13 protein-coding genes are annotated in these 15,531 nt (G+C 64.5%); 8 read left to right on the forward strand and 5 right to left on the reverse strand.

Going from position 1 to position 15,531, the window contains the following annotated elements:
- Positions 1–79 precede the first annotated feature (79 nt).
- Positions 80–1,405 (forward strand): sn-glycerol-3-phosphate ABC transporter substrate-binding protein UgpB, encoded by a 1,326-nt coding sequence (gene ugpB / locus AC1ECK_RS10985; protein WP_480318833.1) that lies wholly within the window; start codon positions 80–82, stop codon positions 1,403–1,405.
- Between the two features lie 230 nt (positions 1,406–1,635).
- Here the strand turns inward: ugpB and AC1ECK_RS10990 are convergent, their stop codons facing one another.
- Positions 1,636–2,661 (reverse strand): LacI family DNA-binding transcriptional regulator, encoded by a 1,026-nt coding sequence (locus tag AC1ECK_RS10990; protein ID WP_480318835.1) that lies wholly within the window; start codon positions 2,659–2,661, stop codon positions 1,636–1,638.
- A gap of 198 nt (positions 2,662–2,859) precedes the next feature.
- Here AC1ECK_RS10990 and AC1ECK_RS10995 point away from each other — a divergent pair, with 198 nt between their 5' ends.
- Positions 2,860–3,741: a phosphatidylinositol-specific phospholipase C gene (locus tag AC1ECK_RS10995; protein ID WP_480318837.1), complete on the forward strand. Its 882-nt coding sequence runs from the start codon at positions 2,860–2,862 to the stop codon at positions 3,739–3,741.
- A gap of 22 nt (positions 3,742–3,763) precedes the next feature.
- Here the strand turns inward: AC1ECK_RS10995 and AC1ECK_RS11000 are convergent, their stop codons facing one another.
- The 3 genes from AC1ECK_RS11000 to AC1ECK_RS11010 all read right to left on the reverse strand — a co-directional run bounded on the left by AC1ECK_RS11000 (position 3,764) and on the right by AC1ECK_RS11010 (position 6,818).
- The gene (locus tag AC1ECK_RS11000) at positions 3,764–4,147 is read right to left on the reverse strand and encodes a hypothetical protein (protein ID WP_480318839.1); all 384 of its coding nucleotides are present in this window, start codon (positions 4,145–4,147) and stop codon (positions 3,764–3,766) included.
- Positions 4,148–4,461: 314 nt separating this feature from the next.
- A complete protein-coding gene (locus tag AC1ECK_RS11005; protein WP_480318841.1) occupies positions 4,462–5,547 on the reverse strand; it encodes an aldose epimerase family protein in 1,086 nt (361 codons plus the stop codon).
- A 53-nt stretch (positions 5,548–5,600) separates the two neighbouring features.
- Positions 5,601–6,818, reverse strand: coding sequence for a XylR family transcriptional regulator (locus AC1ECK_RS11010; RefSeq protein ID WP_480318843.1), 1,218 nt, complete (start codon positions 6,816–6,818; stop codon positions 5,601–5,603).
- 315 nt (positions 6,819–7,133) lie between these two features.
- Between AC1ECK_RS11010 and xylA the strand changes: the two genes are divergently transcribed.
- The 6 genes from xylA (at position 7,134) to AC1ECK_RS11040 (ending at position 14,620) form a co-directional block, all read left to right on the forward strand.
- Positions 7,134–8,456 carry a xylose isomerase gene (xylA, locus tag AC1ECK_RS11015; protein ID WP_480318845.1) on the forward strand — a complete coding sequence of 441 codons (1,323 nt, stop codon included), beginning with the start codon at positions 7,134–7,136 and terminating at the stop codon, positions 8,454–8,456.
- Positions 8,457–8,470: 14 nt separating this feature from the next.
- The gene (xylB, locus tag AC1ECK_RS11020) at positions 8,471–9,949 is read left to right on the forward strand and encodes a xylulokinase (RefSeq protein WP_480318847.1); all 1,479 of its coding nucleotides are present in this window, start codon (positions 8,471–8,473) and stop codon (positions 9,947–9,949) included.
- 192 nt (positions 9,950–10,141) lie between these two features.
- Entirely contained in the window at positions 10,142–11,170 is a 1,029-nt protein-coding gene (gene xylF / locus AC1ECK_RS11025) for a D-xylose ABC transporter substrate-binding protein (protein ID WP_480318849.1), read from the forward strand.
- Between the two features lie 80 nt (positions 11,171–11,250).
- A complete protein-coding gene (gene xylG / locus AC1ECK_RS11030) occupies positions 11,251–12,810 on the forward strand; it encodes a D-xylose ABC transporter ATP-binding protein (protein WP_480318851.1) in 1,560 nt (519 codons plus the stop codon).
- The gene (locus AC1ECK_RS11035; protein WP_480318853.1) at positions 12,807–14,006 is read left to right on the forward strand and encodes a sugar ABC transporter permease; all 1,200 of its coding nucleotides are present in this window, start codon (positions 12,807–12,809) and stop codon (positions 14,004–14,006) included. The genes xylG and AC1ECK_RS11035 overlap by 4 nt, the downstream gene beginning before the upstream one ends.
- Positions 14,007–14,155: 149 nt before the next feature.
- On the forward strand, positions 14,156–14,620 hold the full coding sequence (locus AC1ECK_RS11040) for a GNAT family N-acetyltransferase (protein WP_480318855.1): 465 nt from the start codon (positions 14,156–14,158) through the stop codon (positions 14,618–14,620).
- On the opposite strand, the gene AC1ECK_RS11045 is transcribed toward AC1ECK_RS11040, so the two are convergent.
- Positions 14,617–15,432, reverse strand: coding sequence for an AraC family transcriptional regulator (locus AC1ECK_RS11045; protein ID WP_480318857.1), 816 nt, complete (start codon positions 15,430–15,432; stop codon positions 14,617–14,619). The genes AC1ECK_RS11040 and AC1ECK_RS11045 overlap by 4 nt on opposite strands.
- Positions 15,433–15,531 lie beyond the last annotated feature (99 nt).

Raw genomic sequence — 15,531 nt, forward strand, 5'->3', positions numbered from 1 at the left:
CGGCCGCAGACAGTCCGCTCGCCGCGCGGGAGCAATAGCAGAGCGCGCGGCGGACGCATAACAGGATTGGGACAGACCTATGTTGAAAGCAAAATGGCTTCGGCAAGCAGCGGCCGCCGTGGGCGTCGCGCTGTTTGCCGGCCAGGCCGCGCAGGCCGCCACCGAAATTCAGTTCTGGCATGCGATGGAAGCCTCGCTCGGCGAGCGCGTGAACGCCATCGCCGACGATTTCAATGCATCGCAAAGCGAGTACAAGATCGTGCCGGTCTTCAAGGGCAACTACGACCAGACGCTGGCGGCGGGTATCGCGGCCTGGCGCAGCGGCGATGCGCCGGCGATCCTGCAGGTCTACGAAGTCGGCACTGCGACGATGATCGGCGCGAAGAAGGCCGTCGTGCCTGTGTGGAAAGTGTTCCGGGACGCGGGCGTGCCGCTCGATACGCATGCGTTCGTGCCGGCGATTGCCAGCTACTACGGCGAAGCGAAAACCGGCCGCCTGATCTCGATGCCGTTCAACAGCTCGACGCCGATCCTGTACTACAACAAGGATGCGTTCCGCAAAGCCGGGCTCGACCCGAACCGCGCACCGCAGACGTGGGACGAAGTCGCCGCCGACGCGGCGAAGCTGAAGGCGAGCGGCATGGCCTGCGGTTTCTCGACCGGCTGGCAGAGCTGGATTCAGCTCGAAAACTACAGCGCGTGGCATGGCGCGGCGTTTGCCACGAAGAATAACGGCTTCGACGGCCTGGACGCCTCGCTCGAATTCAACAAACCGCTACAGGTCAATCACATCGCCTTTCTCGCCAACATGGCGAAGCAGGGCACGCTTACCTACGCGGGCCGCAAGGACGAAGCGAACTCGAAGTTCTATAGCGGCGATTGCGGCATTGTCACCAACTCGTCGGGTGCGCTCGCGACGATTCGCAAGTCGGCCAAGTTCGAGTTCGGCACGGGCATGATGCCGTACGATCCGTCGGTGAAGGGCGCGCCGCAAAACGCGATCATCGGCGGCGCGAGCCTGTGGGTGCTGGCCGGCAAGAACCCCGAAGTATACAAGGGCGTGGCGAAATTCCTTGCGTATCTCTCGAGCCCGGCGGTCGCCGCCAAGTGGCATGAAGACACCGGCTATCTGCCGGTCACTCAGGCTGCTTACGACCTTGCACGCGAGCAAGGCTATTACGCCAAAAACCCCGGCACCGAGACCGCCATCAAGCAGATGCTGAACAAGCCGCCGCTGCCGTACACGCAGGGCCTGCGTCTGGGCAACATGCCGCAGATCCGCACTGTGGTCGACGAGGAGCTAGAGCAGGTGTGGGCCGGCACCAAGACCCCGCAGCAAGGGCTCGACTCGAGCGTCGCACGTGGCAATGAACTGCTGCGTCGTTTCGAGCAACAGCAGAACTGATCAGTCACGCTAACTTTTTCATCTGGGCTTCTCCGTTGGGCGGCTGCGCATCCGTGCGACCGCCGTTTTTTTACTTTCTACAGGAGCTTGTCTTCGATGTCAGCCAGCTCCACGGGTCGCTCCCGCATCAGCGGCCGGACCCCGGCGCGATGCTGCAGGTGTTGCTGCCGCCTGCGCAGATGCATTTCTTCGACGCCCGCAGCGGGCGCCGGGTGGTCTGAGCGGCTGTCTTACTCGCAGGTGCGCCGCACGACGCTCGAGACGGGCACTGCGCGCACCCTTGACGCGCCGCGAAACGAATCCATCCGCTCCATCAGCATCTCGACGGCGACGTTGGCCAGTCCTTCGGTATCCTGCCGAATCGTCGACAATTCATAGTTCTCATAGCTCGCTGCCGGGATATCGTCGAACCCCACCACGGCGATATCCTGCGGCACGCGCAGATTGAAGCGCTGCCGGGCGATATCGATAAAACCGAGCGCCAGCAGGTCCGACGAGCAGAATACGCCGTCGGGCCGCTGGTGCGGCGGCAGAGCGAGCAACTCCAGCGCGGCGTTCACGCCGCTTGCGTAATCGTCAGCGGGCGTGATGACCGTGGCAACCGGCTCGCCGCGCGCGCCCACCGCCGCTTTTACCGCGCGCAGGAACGCTGCGCGGCGCGACTTGCCGCTATAGCTGGTCTTGCTCGGACCGATGAAGGCAAGGCGCGTCGCGCCCGTGTCGAGCAGCATGCGGGCGGCCATCGCGCCGCCGCTCGCGTTGTCGCTCACCACCACGTCCGCTTCGTCGAGCTCGGCGCCGCGGTTGATCATCGTGACGGGCACCTTGAGTTTCAGATACTGGCGCGCCAGATCGAGCGGTGGCGACGCGGAGGTCATGATGACACCGGCGATCCGGTAGCTCAGCAGCATCTCCAGCGAGTGCTTGGTTTGCGCCGGATCTTCCGCGTTCATGACGAGCGGCGACAGGTTGTGCTGGGTCAGGGCGAGCGAGATATGCGCGAGCAGCCTGGCGCGAAACGGATTCTCGAAGCCCGCCGTCACGACTCCGACCAGACTGCTGCGCTGCTGAATCATTTCGCGCGCAATCATGTTCACCTGATAGCCCATCGCGTTGGCTGCTTTCATCACGCGTTCGCGTGTTTCGGGTGCAATGCTGGCACCGGGAGTGAAGGCACGCGAAACGGCCGAACGCGACACGCCGGCGCGGCGCGCGACCTCCGACGCCGTGACCCACAGTCTCTGCTTTTGCGTCATGTCATGATGTAAGTACGTGATGGCAACAAGCTTACCGCAACTTACTCGCCGCCATGGGCGCAAAGGGCAGCCACGGCGGAGTTTATTGGTCCGTAAACGATTTCAGCGATGATTAAGCTTTCGGATTGCAAGGAGAGCAAGATTGAACACGCCTGTCCAACCCCGTGAGCGCGCTCACCTCCACCGGAGCGTACGACCATGAGCGCTCATCTGCTGCAAGACGAGCACGCGCTGGCGCGCTGGATGTCGGCGCTGCCGGATCAGCGCATGCTCAATCAACTGACGCTGCCGGGCAGCCACGACACCTGTGCGTACACGGTGGACGATTCGCTCGCCCGCACGCAAGGGGCGACGTTGACCCAGCAACTGGCGCATGGCGTACGCGTGCTCGATATCCGCTGCCGTCATGAAGACGATGTCTTTCACATCAATCACGCGCGCATTGCGCTCGGCCTGATGTTCGACGACGTGATCGCGGACTGTGCCGGTTTTCTCGCACAGCACCCGGGCGAATGCATCGTCATGTCGGTCAAGGACGAGTGCGGCACGCGGGCCTGCACGCGCAGCTTCGCGCAGACGTTCGAGGCGTATGTGCGGCGCTACCCGGAGGTTCGCTGGCATCTGGGCGATACGACGGCCCGCCTCGCGGACGTGCGCGGTTCGATCGTGTTGCTCAGGCGCTTCGAAAGCGCTGCACCGCTTGGCATCGATCTCTCGGCATGGCCCGACAATGCGACTTTCGATCTCGACATCGACGGCGCGGCGTTCGCGATTCAGGATGAGTTTCGCGTGCCGGTGCGGGCGTCGATGGAGTACAAGTGGCGGGTCATCGAGGCGCTGCTGGCGCGGACACCGGACGCGAGCGATGTGCGCTGGGTGGTGAATTTTTGCAGCGGCACAGGTATGGCTGCCAATCCGCATGTGGTGGCCTGCGGAGATCAGCAGACGCGCGGCATGAACGACCGCTTTACTGAGCGCCTGGGCCAGCACGACGGCCCGGCCGGAACCGTCATGATCGACTTTTGCGAGCACGCCGACTGGGCGCTGGTCCGCGCTCTGGTCGCGCGTAATCCGCTTTAGGCCATGCTCGCTCGATGAAGGGCTAGTTGCTGCTGGCCTGCTTGCTGCTGACGAGCGTCACGGTGATCGACGATGCGTATTGCGGCACCGTGATCATCGCATCCTCATCGTCGTCACCGGTGCCGCCCGCGGCGAAGCGGAATTGCGGACGCGGAATCTGGGTCTTCGAGGCTTTGATCGTCGCCGAGACCGGATCGTAGCCGGGCTTCTCGCATTTGATCTGCAGGTCGGAGTCCGAACGGCGCACGTCGACGCTATCGGGAGCGGTCACGGACCAGTCGCCTTTGGCGTTGGTCAGGCTGCATTTCGCATCGGCGACGGGGCCGTTGCTGTCCACTACCGCAATCGACACTGTTTCGCGGTCCCGGTTGGCGCCGCCGTTGTTGGCGTTCGATGCGCCGGTCACGTTGACCGTATTGGCGGATTGCAGGGCGGCGTTGTTAGCGCTGCCGAGGCCGGCAGCGCCTGCGTAGATCGAGGCTAAAGAAAGCGTTGCGGCGGCAACGGCTTTTAGAGTCTTGTTAATTTTGTTTCTCCTTCAGCTTGGGCGGCGGGATGGGCCGGATGGAAAGGGCCTTTTATAGCAGCCGCCTTTTGAGCGGCACCGCCGGACTTTATCACGCCGATTTGCGCCTGAAATCACCTACCGTCAGGGAGAATGTGCCTTTCGATGCGTGATGCATGGCGAGGCCGGGCCGCCGCATTTTGTGCCGGTCGCGCTCAGATACCCGTACGCACTCCGACGCGATACTGCGTGACCTGCCGGTATTGCGCACCGGGACGCAACACGACCTGATCCTGATCGGCTTCGGCCATATTGATCTGGTTGGGAAAGCCGCCGGCCTCGAGACACAGCCCCGCATACTTCGAATAGGCGACGCCGCCGCGGCCCGGCTCGCCTTCGAGGTGATTGCCGGTATAGAACTGCAGACCCCATTGATCGGTGAGCACAGTCAGTTCGCGTCCGCTGCCCGGCTCGTAGACGCGGGCCACTTCGCGCACCGGCCGTGGTGCGTGAGTTATGCCGCCTGCATCGTGCAACACGTAGCAATGATCGAAGCCGCCCGCGAGCGCGAGTTGCGTATTCGGCCAGTCGAGCCGTGCGCCCAACGGGGCACTCTGGCGAAAATCGAAGGCATTGCCTGCCACCTCCGTGCGCCGGCACGGAATCATTGCTGCATCGACTTCGAAGAACGCGTCCGCATCGATCGACACCACGTGCCCGCGGACATCGGAAGCCGGGTTGCCGCTCAGATTGAAATAGGGATGGCTCGTCAGGTTGAGCGGTGTCGGCGCATCGGCGATCGCCTCGTAGGCGATCGTCAGCGTGCCGTCATCGTCGAGCGTGTAGCGCACCTGCACGGACAGATTGCCAGGAAAGCCGGCATCGCCTTCCGGCGATTCGAGCCGCATCACGAGCGCGCTGTTGTCTTCGCTCGCTTGCCAGTGCAGGCGGTTGAAGCCGCTCGCGCCGCCGTGCAGCAGGTTGTCGCCCTCGTTGCGATCGAGCGTGTAGTCGATGCCGTCGAGCGTGAAGCGCGCTGCGGCGATGCGGTTGGCCCAACGGCCGATCAGGCCGCCCATGTAGGTCGTCGAGTCAAGGTAGCCGGCTGGCGTATCGTGACCGAGCAGGATGTCGGCAAGCTTGCCGGTGCGATCCGGCGCATGCCACGACACCAGCGTGGCGCCCAGCTCGCTGACGCTGATCTTCATGCCATGCACATTGCGCAGCGTGAAGAGCCGGACCGGGTCGCCGCCCGGCACGGTGCCCCAGGGGGCGGTCGAGAAGCATGCTTGACTGATCATATCTGCAAGGGAGAAAAAAATTCCAAAAAGGGCTGGCGCGGATTACGCCGGACCTAGCCGGGCCCGGCGGTTGCCTTCGTGCGTTCCTGATATTCGCGCGGCGTGCAGCCGAGCTCACGGCGAAACACCGCATACATGTACTGCAGCGAAGTGAAGCCGCAACGGATCGCAACCTCCGCGCTCGAGGCGTCGCGTTTCGCGAGCAGCGCCTTCGCCGCATCGAGCTTATGCCGCAGGATCTCCTGATGCACGGTACATTGCAACTCGCGCCGAAAATATTCTTCCAGCGAAGAGCGCGACACGCCGACGTAATCGGCCACCTGCTCGGTGCGAATGCCCTGGCAGCCGTACTGGCGGATGAAGTGTCGCGCGCGCATCACATACGGGCTCGCGAGCGGCTGGTGCCGGGTGGATTCGAGCACGTTGATGCCGACCGGCGGCACGCGGATGCGCCGGCCCGGAAAACGCGCGCCATGCAGCATCTGATGCAGCAGGTGGGCGGCGGTGCGGCCCATTTCCTCGGTCCCCTGGATCACGGATGACAACGGAATACGGGTGAGGGTCCGGGTCAACGGATCGTTGTCAATGCCGATGATGGCAACCTGCTCGGGCACCGCAATGCCGGCGATCAGGCAGGCCTGCAGCAGATGGCGGGCGCGCGCGTCGGTCACCGCGATGATGCCGACCGGCTTGGGCAGCTTTTCCAGCCAGTCCGTCAATTGTTCGATGGCCTGATTCCACACTGGCGCGCTGGTGGACAGGCCACGGTGGATCTCGACGTCGATCTCTTCGGCGCTGCGCCCTTCGGCGGCGCGCAGACTGGCGAAGGCCAGTTCGCGCTGCTGCGCCCAACGGTTCTCCGGCGCTTGCGGCAGGCTGTAGAGCGCGAAGTGCGGCAAGCCCGAGCCGATCAGATGGGTGTAGGCGAGCGAGACGAGCTTGGCGTTATCGGTTGCGATGTACGGCAGATCGGGCGGATAGTGCATTTCATCCTCGTACGACGAGCCGACCGCCACGACCGGCAGAGGGCAACCGCGCAGCGCTTCGCAGACTGCGGGGTCGTCGAAGTCCGCGATGATGCCGTCGCCGTCGAAGCGCTCGATGCCGGCCAGCCGGCAGCGGAAATCGTCCTCGAGAAACAGGTCCCACGCGACCCGGGTCGAGAGCAGGTAATTGCCGATACCGGTAATGATCTCGCGGTCATACACCTTGTTCGCGTTGAACAGCAGCGCGATCCGATGCGGCGTTTGCGGCGTCTGGGGTCGGGTCATCGCGGGTGCCGGCGCGCGGGCCTTGCGAGCCGGCGGGCCATTGTCTCCAGTTGAGCGCGGCGGGCCTTGCCCGTCCTGCGCCGGTTTTTTAAGCGTCCGGTTATTTTAGGCCGGGATTGCGCAGCGTGTGCACGGTGCGCAGCGCAAGCGGTGAGAAACATTAGTTAGGCTGCGCAATTTCGCAATTGCGGGCCGCTGCCGCGCGCGGCAGCATGGCGTCAGCTTGTCGAACCCGCGCAGTGCATGCAGCAGCCATGCTGCACGGCGCAGCATGCACTGCGCGGGTTGCGCTGCAACATAAAACTGGAGACGCTGATGTCCTACTTCGAACACATTCCCGCCGTCCGTTATGAAGGCCCGCAATCGGACAACCCACTGGCTTTTCACCATTACGACCGCACGAAGCGCGTGCTCGGCAAGACGCTCGAGGAGCATCTGCGCATCGCCGTGTGCTACTGGCATACCTTCGTGTGGCCGGGCGCCGACATCTTCGGGCAGGGCACCTTCGTGCGCCCCTGGCAGCAACCGGGCGACCCGCTGGAGCGCGCCCGCCAGAAAGCCGATGCCGCGTTCGAGTTTTTCTCGAAGCTCGGCACCCCTTACTACACGTTCCACGATACCGATGTCGCGCCGGAAGGCAGCAGCCTGAAGGAGTACAGCGAGAACTTCGCGCGCATCGCCGACTATCTGGCGCGCAAGCAGCAGGATACCGGCGTCAAGCTGCTATGGGGCACGGCCAACCTGTTTTCGCACCCGCGTTATGCGGCTGGTGCGGCGACCAATCCGAACCCGGAGGTATTTGCATTCGCCGCCAGTCAGGTGCGCCATGCGCTTGACGCCACCCAACGGCTGGGCGGCGAGAACTACGTGCTGTGGGGCGGCCGCGAAGGCTACGAAACGCTGCTCAATACCGACCTCAAGCGCGAGCGCGACCAGTTTGCGCGCTTTCTCGGCATGGTGGTCGAACATGCGCACAAGATCGGCTTCAAGGGCACGCTGCTGATCGAGCCGAAGCCGCAGGAGCCGACCAAGCATCAATACGATTACGACGTTGCCGCCGTGCACGGCTTCCTCACGCAGTACGGTCTGCAGAACGAGATCCGCGTCAATATCGAAGCCAATCATGCGACGCTCGCGGGACACTCGTTTCATCATGAGATTGCCGCGGCGTTTGCGCTCGGCATCTTCGGCAGCGTCGACGCGAATCGCGGCGACCCGCAAAACGGCTGGGATACGGACCAGTTTCCGAACAGTGTCGAGGAACTGACGCTCGCCTTCTACGAAATCCTCAGGCATGGCGGCTTCACGACCGGCGGCATGAACTTCGATGCCAAGGTACGGCGTCAGAGCATCGATGCTGAGGACCTGTTCTATGGGCATATCGGCGCGATCGACAACCTGGCGCTCGCCGTCGAGCGTGCCGCGACGCTGATCGAAAACGACCGCCTCGAACAGTTCAAGCGCCAGCGTTACGCCGGCTGGGACACCGAGTTCGGCCGCAAGATCCTTGCCGGCGGCTATTCGCTGGAAACGCTCGCCGCCGACGCGCTCGGGCGCGGCCTGAATCCTCAGCACGCGAGCGGCCAGCAGGAGCGGCTGGAAAACGTCGTGAACCAGGCGGTCTACGGTCTGCGTTAAGCGAGGATTGCGACATGTTCATCGGTATCGACCTCGGCACATCGGGCGTCAAGGTCGTGCTGCTCGACCGCGACGGACAGGTGCGCGCGACGGCATCACACCCGCTCTCGGTGAGCCGGCCGCAGCCACGCTGGTCCGAACAGGCGCCGCAGGACTGGTGGCAGGCGAGCACGACGGCGCTCACCGATCTGCTCGCGCAAGCGCGCGCCGCCGGTATCGGCGCACAGCAGATCGAAGCGCTCGGTCTCACTGGCCAGATGCACGGCGCGACCTTGCTCGACGCGCAGGGCGAGGTATTGCGCCCGGCGATTCTATGGAACGACGGGCGCTCGGATGCCGAGTGCCGCGAGCTCGAGGCGACCGTCCCGCAACTGCGCAGCGTGGCGGGCAATCTGGCGATGCCGGGGTTTACGGCGCCCAAACTGCTGTGGGTCCGCAAGCACGAACCGGAGATCTTTGCGCGCATCGCTCATGTGCTGTTGCCGAAGGACTATCTGCGCTATCGCTTGTCCGGCGCTTTCGCCACCGATGCGTCGGACGCCGCGGGCACGCTCTGGCTCGACGTGGCGCAGCGCGACTACAGCGCGGCGTTGCTCGGCGCCTGCGGCCTGTCGCGGGAACAGATGCCCAAGGTCTTCGAGGGTAACCAGGTGACCGGCCTGCTCAAGGCGGAACTCGCACGCGAGTGGGGGCTGCGCGAGATTCCGGTGATCGCGGGCGGCGGCGACAACGCGGCGGGGGCAGTGGGCGTGGGCATCGTCAGGCCGAAGCAGGCGATGTTGTCGCTCGGCACCTCCGGCGTGTATTTCGCGGTGTCCGACGGTTTTCTTGCCAATCCTGCTTCGGCCGTGCACAGCTTCTGCCATGCGCTGCCGCAGACGTGGCATCTGATGTCGGTGATGCTCAACGCGGCGGGCTGCCTCGATTTCACGGCGCAATTGACCGGCTACGCCGACGTCGCCGCGCTGCTCGCCGATGCCGAACGCGAAGCGCGCGATCGCCGGCCCTGGTTTCTGCCGTATCTGTCGGGCGAGCGCACGCCGCACAACAACGTCAATGCGAAGGGGGTGTTTTACGGCCTCGCGCCGCAGACCAACCGCGCGGACCTTGCGAACGCAACGCTCGAAGGTGTTGGTTTCGCCTTGCTCGACGGTATGGACGCGCTGCACGCGGCAGGGCTCGTGCCGGACGACATCTCCGTGATCGGCGGCGGCTCGCGCAGCGCTTACTGGACCCAGATGCTGGCCGATCTGGCCGGACGCCCGCTGACCTTGCGCGCCGGCGGCGAAGTCGGCCCGGCGCTGGGCGCGGCGCGGCTCGCTCATCTGGCGCTCGAGCCCGGCGCGGCGCTCGATGACATCTGCCCGACACCCGAGATTCTCGCCGTGCGCGAACCGGACATGGTTCGTCATGCCTGGTACTGCAATGAACGGCGCCCGACCTTTCATGCGCTGTATCGGGCGCTCGAACCGGTGTTTGCCGGGCACGCGTAGCGCCGGACGTCAAACGCCCGGCGCTACGACGAAGCTACGCGTCGAATAGAAAAGCAGGAAAATGCGCGGCCGCATTGGACGCGCAGCAGGCGGTAGTACTTCGTTATCCTTTGTAGTTATGTACCCGGCCGCGCACTTTGTTGCGCAGGCCGCCAATCCGGCATTGCCGGCTATAAGAGAGAGGAGTGAGACATGAAATTCGCAACGCGTCGTTCGGTTCTGGGTTCGCTCGTGTGTGGGGCGGTGCTCGCCAGTTTGTCGCTCGTCGCGCCGCTCGCGCACGCGAGCAAGGACCATCCGGAAATCGGTTTCTGTATCGACGACCTGCGCGTCGAACGCTGGTCGCGCGACCGCGACTATTTTGTGGCCGCCGCGGAAAAACTCGGCGCCAAGGTGTCGGTGCAATCGGCTGACGCCAGTGAAGAGCGGCAGATCTCGCAGATCGAAAACCTGATTTCGCGCGGCGTCGATGTGATCGTGATCGTGCCGTTCAATTCGAAAACGCTCGGCAACGTCGTAGCCGAAGCGAAGAAAGCGGGCATCAAGGTGGTGTCGTACGACCGGCTGATTCTCGATGCCGATATCGACGCCTATATCTCGTTCGATAACGAAAAGGTCGGTGAACTGCAAGCCCAGGGCGTGTTCGACGCGCAGCCGAAGGGCAACTACTTCCTGCTCGGCGGCGCGCCCACCGACAACAACGCCAAGATGCTGCGCGAAGGGCAGTTGAAAGTGCTCAAGCCGGCCATCGACCGCGGCGATATCAAGGTGGTCGGCCAGCAATGGGTGCCGGAGTGGAGCGCCTCGACGGCCCTGCGCATCATGGAAGACGCCCTGACCGCGAACAACAACAAGATCGATGCGGTGGTGGCGTCGAACGACGGCACGGCAGGCGGCGCGATCCAGGCGCTCGCCGCGCAGCATATGGCCGGCAAGGTGCCGGTATCGGGCCAGGACGCGGACCTTGCGGCCGTCAAGCGGTTGATAGCCGGCACGCAGACGATGACCGTCTACAAGCCGCTCAAGCTGATTGCCGGCGAAGCGGCCAAGCTTGCCGTGCAGCTCGCGAAGGGCGACAAGCCGGCCTATAACGCGCAATACGACAACGGCAAAAAGAAGGTGGACACCATCCTGCTGCAACCGACGCTCCTGACGAAAAGCAACGTGGACGTGGTCGTGAAGGACGGCTTCTATACCCAGGCGCAGCTCGCGAGCCAATAAGTGGAACCGACGCGCGGCGGCGCCTGCTGCGCATTGCGCGCAGCGGCGTTGCCGCGCTCCTTGCAGCGAGGCAAATGGGCATGACGCAACCTTTACTGGCGATGCGCAACATCGTCAAGGCGTTTTCCGGCGTGAAGGCGCTCGACGGTATCGATCTCGTGGTCGCGCCCGGCGAGTGCGTCGGCCTGTGCGGCGAAAACGGCGCGGGCAAATCGACGCTGATGAAGGTGCTCTCCGGGGTCTATCCGTACGGCACGTGGGACGGCGAGATCCTCTGGGAAGGGCAGCCGCTGAAGGCGGCCAACGTGCGCGATACCGAACGCGCCGGGATCGTGATCATCCACCAGGAGTTGATGCTGGTGCCGGAGCTGTCGGTGGCGGAGAACATCTTTCTCGGCAACGAGATCACGCTGCCCGGCGGGCGCATGAACTACGCGGCGATGTTCCAGCGCGCCGACGAACTGCTGCGCGAGCTGCATATCGAGGGCATCAATGTGGCGCAGCCGGTGATGAATTACGGCGGCGGCCACCAGCAGTTGATCGAGATCGCCAAGGCGCTCAACAAGCGGGCGAAACTGCTGATTCTCGACGAGCCGTCGTCGTCGCTCACCGGCGCGGAGACACGCATTCTGCTCGACATCGTGCGCGATCTGAAGCGGCGCGGCGTGGCCTGCGTGTATATCTCGCACAAGCTCGACGAGGTCGAAGCCGTGTGCGACACGATCACCGTGATCCGCGACGGCCGGCATGTCGCGACTGAACCCATGCGCACGCTGAGCACCGATCGCATCATCGCCATGATGGTGGGCCGCGAGATCACCAATCTGTTTCCGCGCGAGCCGCGGCCGCTCGGCGAGGTGATCTTCGAAGCGCGTCACGTGACCTGTTTCGACGTCACCAATGCGCGCCGCAAACGGGTCGACGACGTGTCGTTCAGCTTAAGACGCGGCGAGATACTCGGCGTGGCGGGACTGGTGGGAGCGGGGCGCACGGAACTGATGCAGGCGATCTTCGGCGCGTATGCCGGCGTGAGCGAGGCGAGCGTGCTGCTCGAAGGCAAGCCGCTGAAGATCCACGCACCCGCCGATGCGATTCGCGCCGGCATCGCCATGGTGCCGGAGGATCGCAAACGCCACGGCATCGTGCCGCACCTGAGCGTGGGGCACAACATCACGTTGTCGGTCTTGCAGCGCTTCGCGAGAGGCGCGCGTATCGATTCGGCGGCCGAGCTCGACACGATTCACACGGAGATGAAGCGGCTCTCGGTGCGCGCGGCGCATCCGATGCTATCGATCGCCAGCCTCTCCGGCGGCAACCAGCAGAAGGCCGTGCTGACGCGCATGCTGCTGACCGACCCGAAGGTGCTGATTCTCGATGAGCCGACTCGCGGCGTCGATGTCGGCGCCAAATACGAAATCTACAAACTGATCGTGCAGCTCGCGCAGCGCGGCATGTCGATCGTGATGGTGTCGTCGGAACTGCCCGAGGTGCTCGGCATCAGCGATCGCGTGCTGGTGATCGGCGAGGGCGAGTTGCGCGGCGACTTCGTCAACGACGGCCTCACGCAAGAGGACATCCTCACCGCCGCGATCCGTCCGGCGCAGCGAGCCACGAATCCAACCGGAGCGAGCGCAGCATGACTCCCGACGTCACTTCCCAAACCCCGAAAGACGCCTCGCCGCACGCTTCGTTCGGCGGCGCGCAGCGCGTGCAGCAACTGTTCGCGCGCTACAAGATTCTCGCGCTGCTGTTTGCGGTTGCGGCGATCTGGATCTTCTTCTCGTTTCTGACCAGCGGGGCGTTCATCACGCCGCGCAATCTGTCGAACCTGTTGCGGCAGATGTCGATCACCGGAATGCTCGCGTGCGGCATGGTGTTCGTCATCATCGCGGGCGAGATCGATCTGTCGGTGGGGTCGCTGCTCGGGCTGCTCGGCGGCGTCGCGGCGATTCTCGACGTCAACCGGCACTGGCCGATCGGCGTCACGGTGCCGGTGGTGATGGTGCTCGGCGTGCTGGTGGGCCTCTTCAACGGCTGGTGGTCCACCTACCGGCGCGTGCCGTCGTTCATCGTCGGTTTGGGCGGGATGCTGGCCTATCGCGGCATTCTGCTCGGCGTGACCGGCGGCTCGACGATCGCGCCGGTGTCCGACGGCTTTGTGTTCGTCGGCCAGGGCTATTTGCCGAGGCTCGCGGGCGACACGCTCGCCGTCGTGCTGTTCGCGCTGCTGGCGCTCTTGACTGTGCGGCAGCGGCGTAACCGCCAGCGCTATCAGTTGCAGGTGGTGCCGCTCTGGCAAGACGTGGCGAAGATCGTCGGGGCGGGCGTGATCCTGTTCGCCTTCGTGGCGACGCTCGACCGCTACGGCGGCATTCCGGTGCCGGTGCTGCTGCTGCTGGCGCTGCTCGGCATCTTCACCTGGATCGCGACGCAAACCGTGTTCGGCCGCCGCATCTATGCCGTGGGTTCCAACCTCGAAGCGACGCGTCTGTCCGGCGTGAATACGAACCGCGTGAAGCTGGCGATCTTCGCGCTGATGGGGCTGATGTGCGCGTTCGGCGGCATCGTCAATACGGCGCGGCTGGCGGCGGGCTCGCCTTCGGCCGGCTCGATGGGCGAACTGGATGCGATCGCGGCGTGCTTTATCGGCGGTACGTCGATGCGCGGCGGCTCGGGGACCGTGTATGGCGCGTTGATCGGCGCGCTGGTGATGGCCAGTCTCGACAACGGCATGTCGATGCTCGACGTGGACGCGTACTGGCAAATGATCGTCAAAGGCAGCATCCTGGTGCTGGCGGTGTGGATCGATGTGGTGTCGGGATCGAACCGGCGCTGAGCGGGCGGTGTGGCGCCGCTGCTGCGTCACGCGGGGCGGCGGTTTTGGCGTTATTGCATCTGTCCCCATTCGTCTCGGGACAAACAGCCATTGCCAGCACAGGCGGCATGTTTTACCGTTGTGCCGACCACTCATTTGCCCGCCGTGTCATGTTCGTCCCTAACGATGCACCGTCGCCGTTCCAGTTGCGCAAAGCCAGCATGGACGACTTCGCATTTGCCGAAGCGCTGACCCGCGGCAACATGGGCGGCTACTATCACCGGCACCATCTGGTCTGGCGTAGCGATCTGTTCCTCGGGAGCTGGCGCGAGTCGGAGAACTACATCCTCGAAATGGACGGCCAGGCGGCCGGCGTGCTGCGCATCACCGAGGAGGGCGATTCGCTGCATATCCGCGACGTGCAGATCGCCGACGGTTTCCGCCGGCGCGGTGCGGGAACCTACCTGCTGGAGATCTCGCATCAATGGGCGCGCGAGCGCGGCTTGCGCGAACTGCAACTGCGCGTGTTCGTCGACAATCCCGCGGCGCGGCTCTATCTGCGCATGGGCTACAAGCTCGCCGGCCCGCGCCTCGCGCAACTCGGCGCGATCCGCCACCTGGCCCGCCGCGTCTAGCGTTGCTCCGAACCGCGTTCGATGAAGGCGCGCGGACTGTTGCCGAAAGCGCGCCGGAACATCGCCGAAAAGGCGCTCTGGCTTTGATAGCCCAATTCCTGCGCCACATGCGCGAGCGGCCGCCCCTGGCTCAGCAACGGAATCGCGCGGGCGAGCAGCGCCTGCTGACGCCATTGCGAAAAGCTCACCCCCAGCTCTTGGCGAAACAGCCGCGCAATCGTGCGGGTACTGGCGCCGACGCTCGCGGCCCACTGTTCGAGCGAATCGGAACTGGCCGGGTCCGCGATCACCGCTTCGCAGAGCGCCCGCAGGCGCTTTTCGTTGGGCATCGGCACCGACAGCGGCAGCGGCTCGGAACGGGTCAGCTCATCGAGCGCGAGCGCGCCGAGCACCTGTTCGCGGGTGGCTGACAGACCCGGCATATCGAGTGCTGCAATCACTTCGCGCAGCAGGTTCGACACTTCCACGACGCGGCAGGTATCCAGTCCAGGCGGGACGGCGTTTTCGTCGATATACAGCGTGCGCAGGAACGCGTCCTCGACGATCACCACTTCGTGCGTCACATGCGGCGGCACCCAGATGGCCCGCGACGGCGGCACCATCCAGGTGGTATCGAGCGTGCCGATGCGTAGCACGCCGCGCGATGCGTAGGCCACCTGTGCCCACGCATGGTTATGGCGGGCGATGCGCACGCCGGCCGGCATCGGCCGCGAGCGCACGATGATCGGATGGACAGCCGTCGGCGCGAAGGCCGGCGGAATATCGGCGAACTCGACCTGGGTGGAAAGCGTGGGAGCGTCTGATCCATTCATGGCGGCGACACCGGGCGGAATCCCGAACGGTTAGGTGGCTCCCATTGTAGGCTGTCGGACCATCGGTAGCCTAAGCCGGCATTTTTTCAAACTGCGGGT

Source organism: Paraburkholderia sp. SSBN10T (assembly GCF_056619545.1).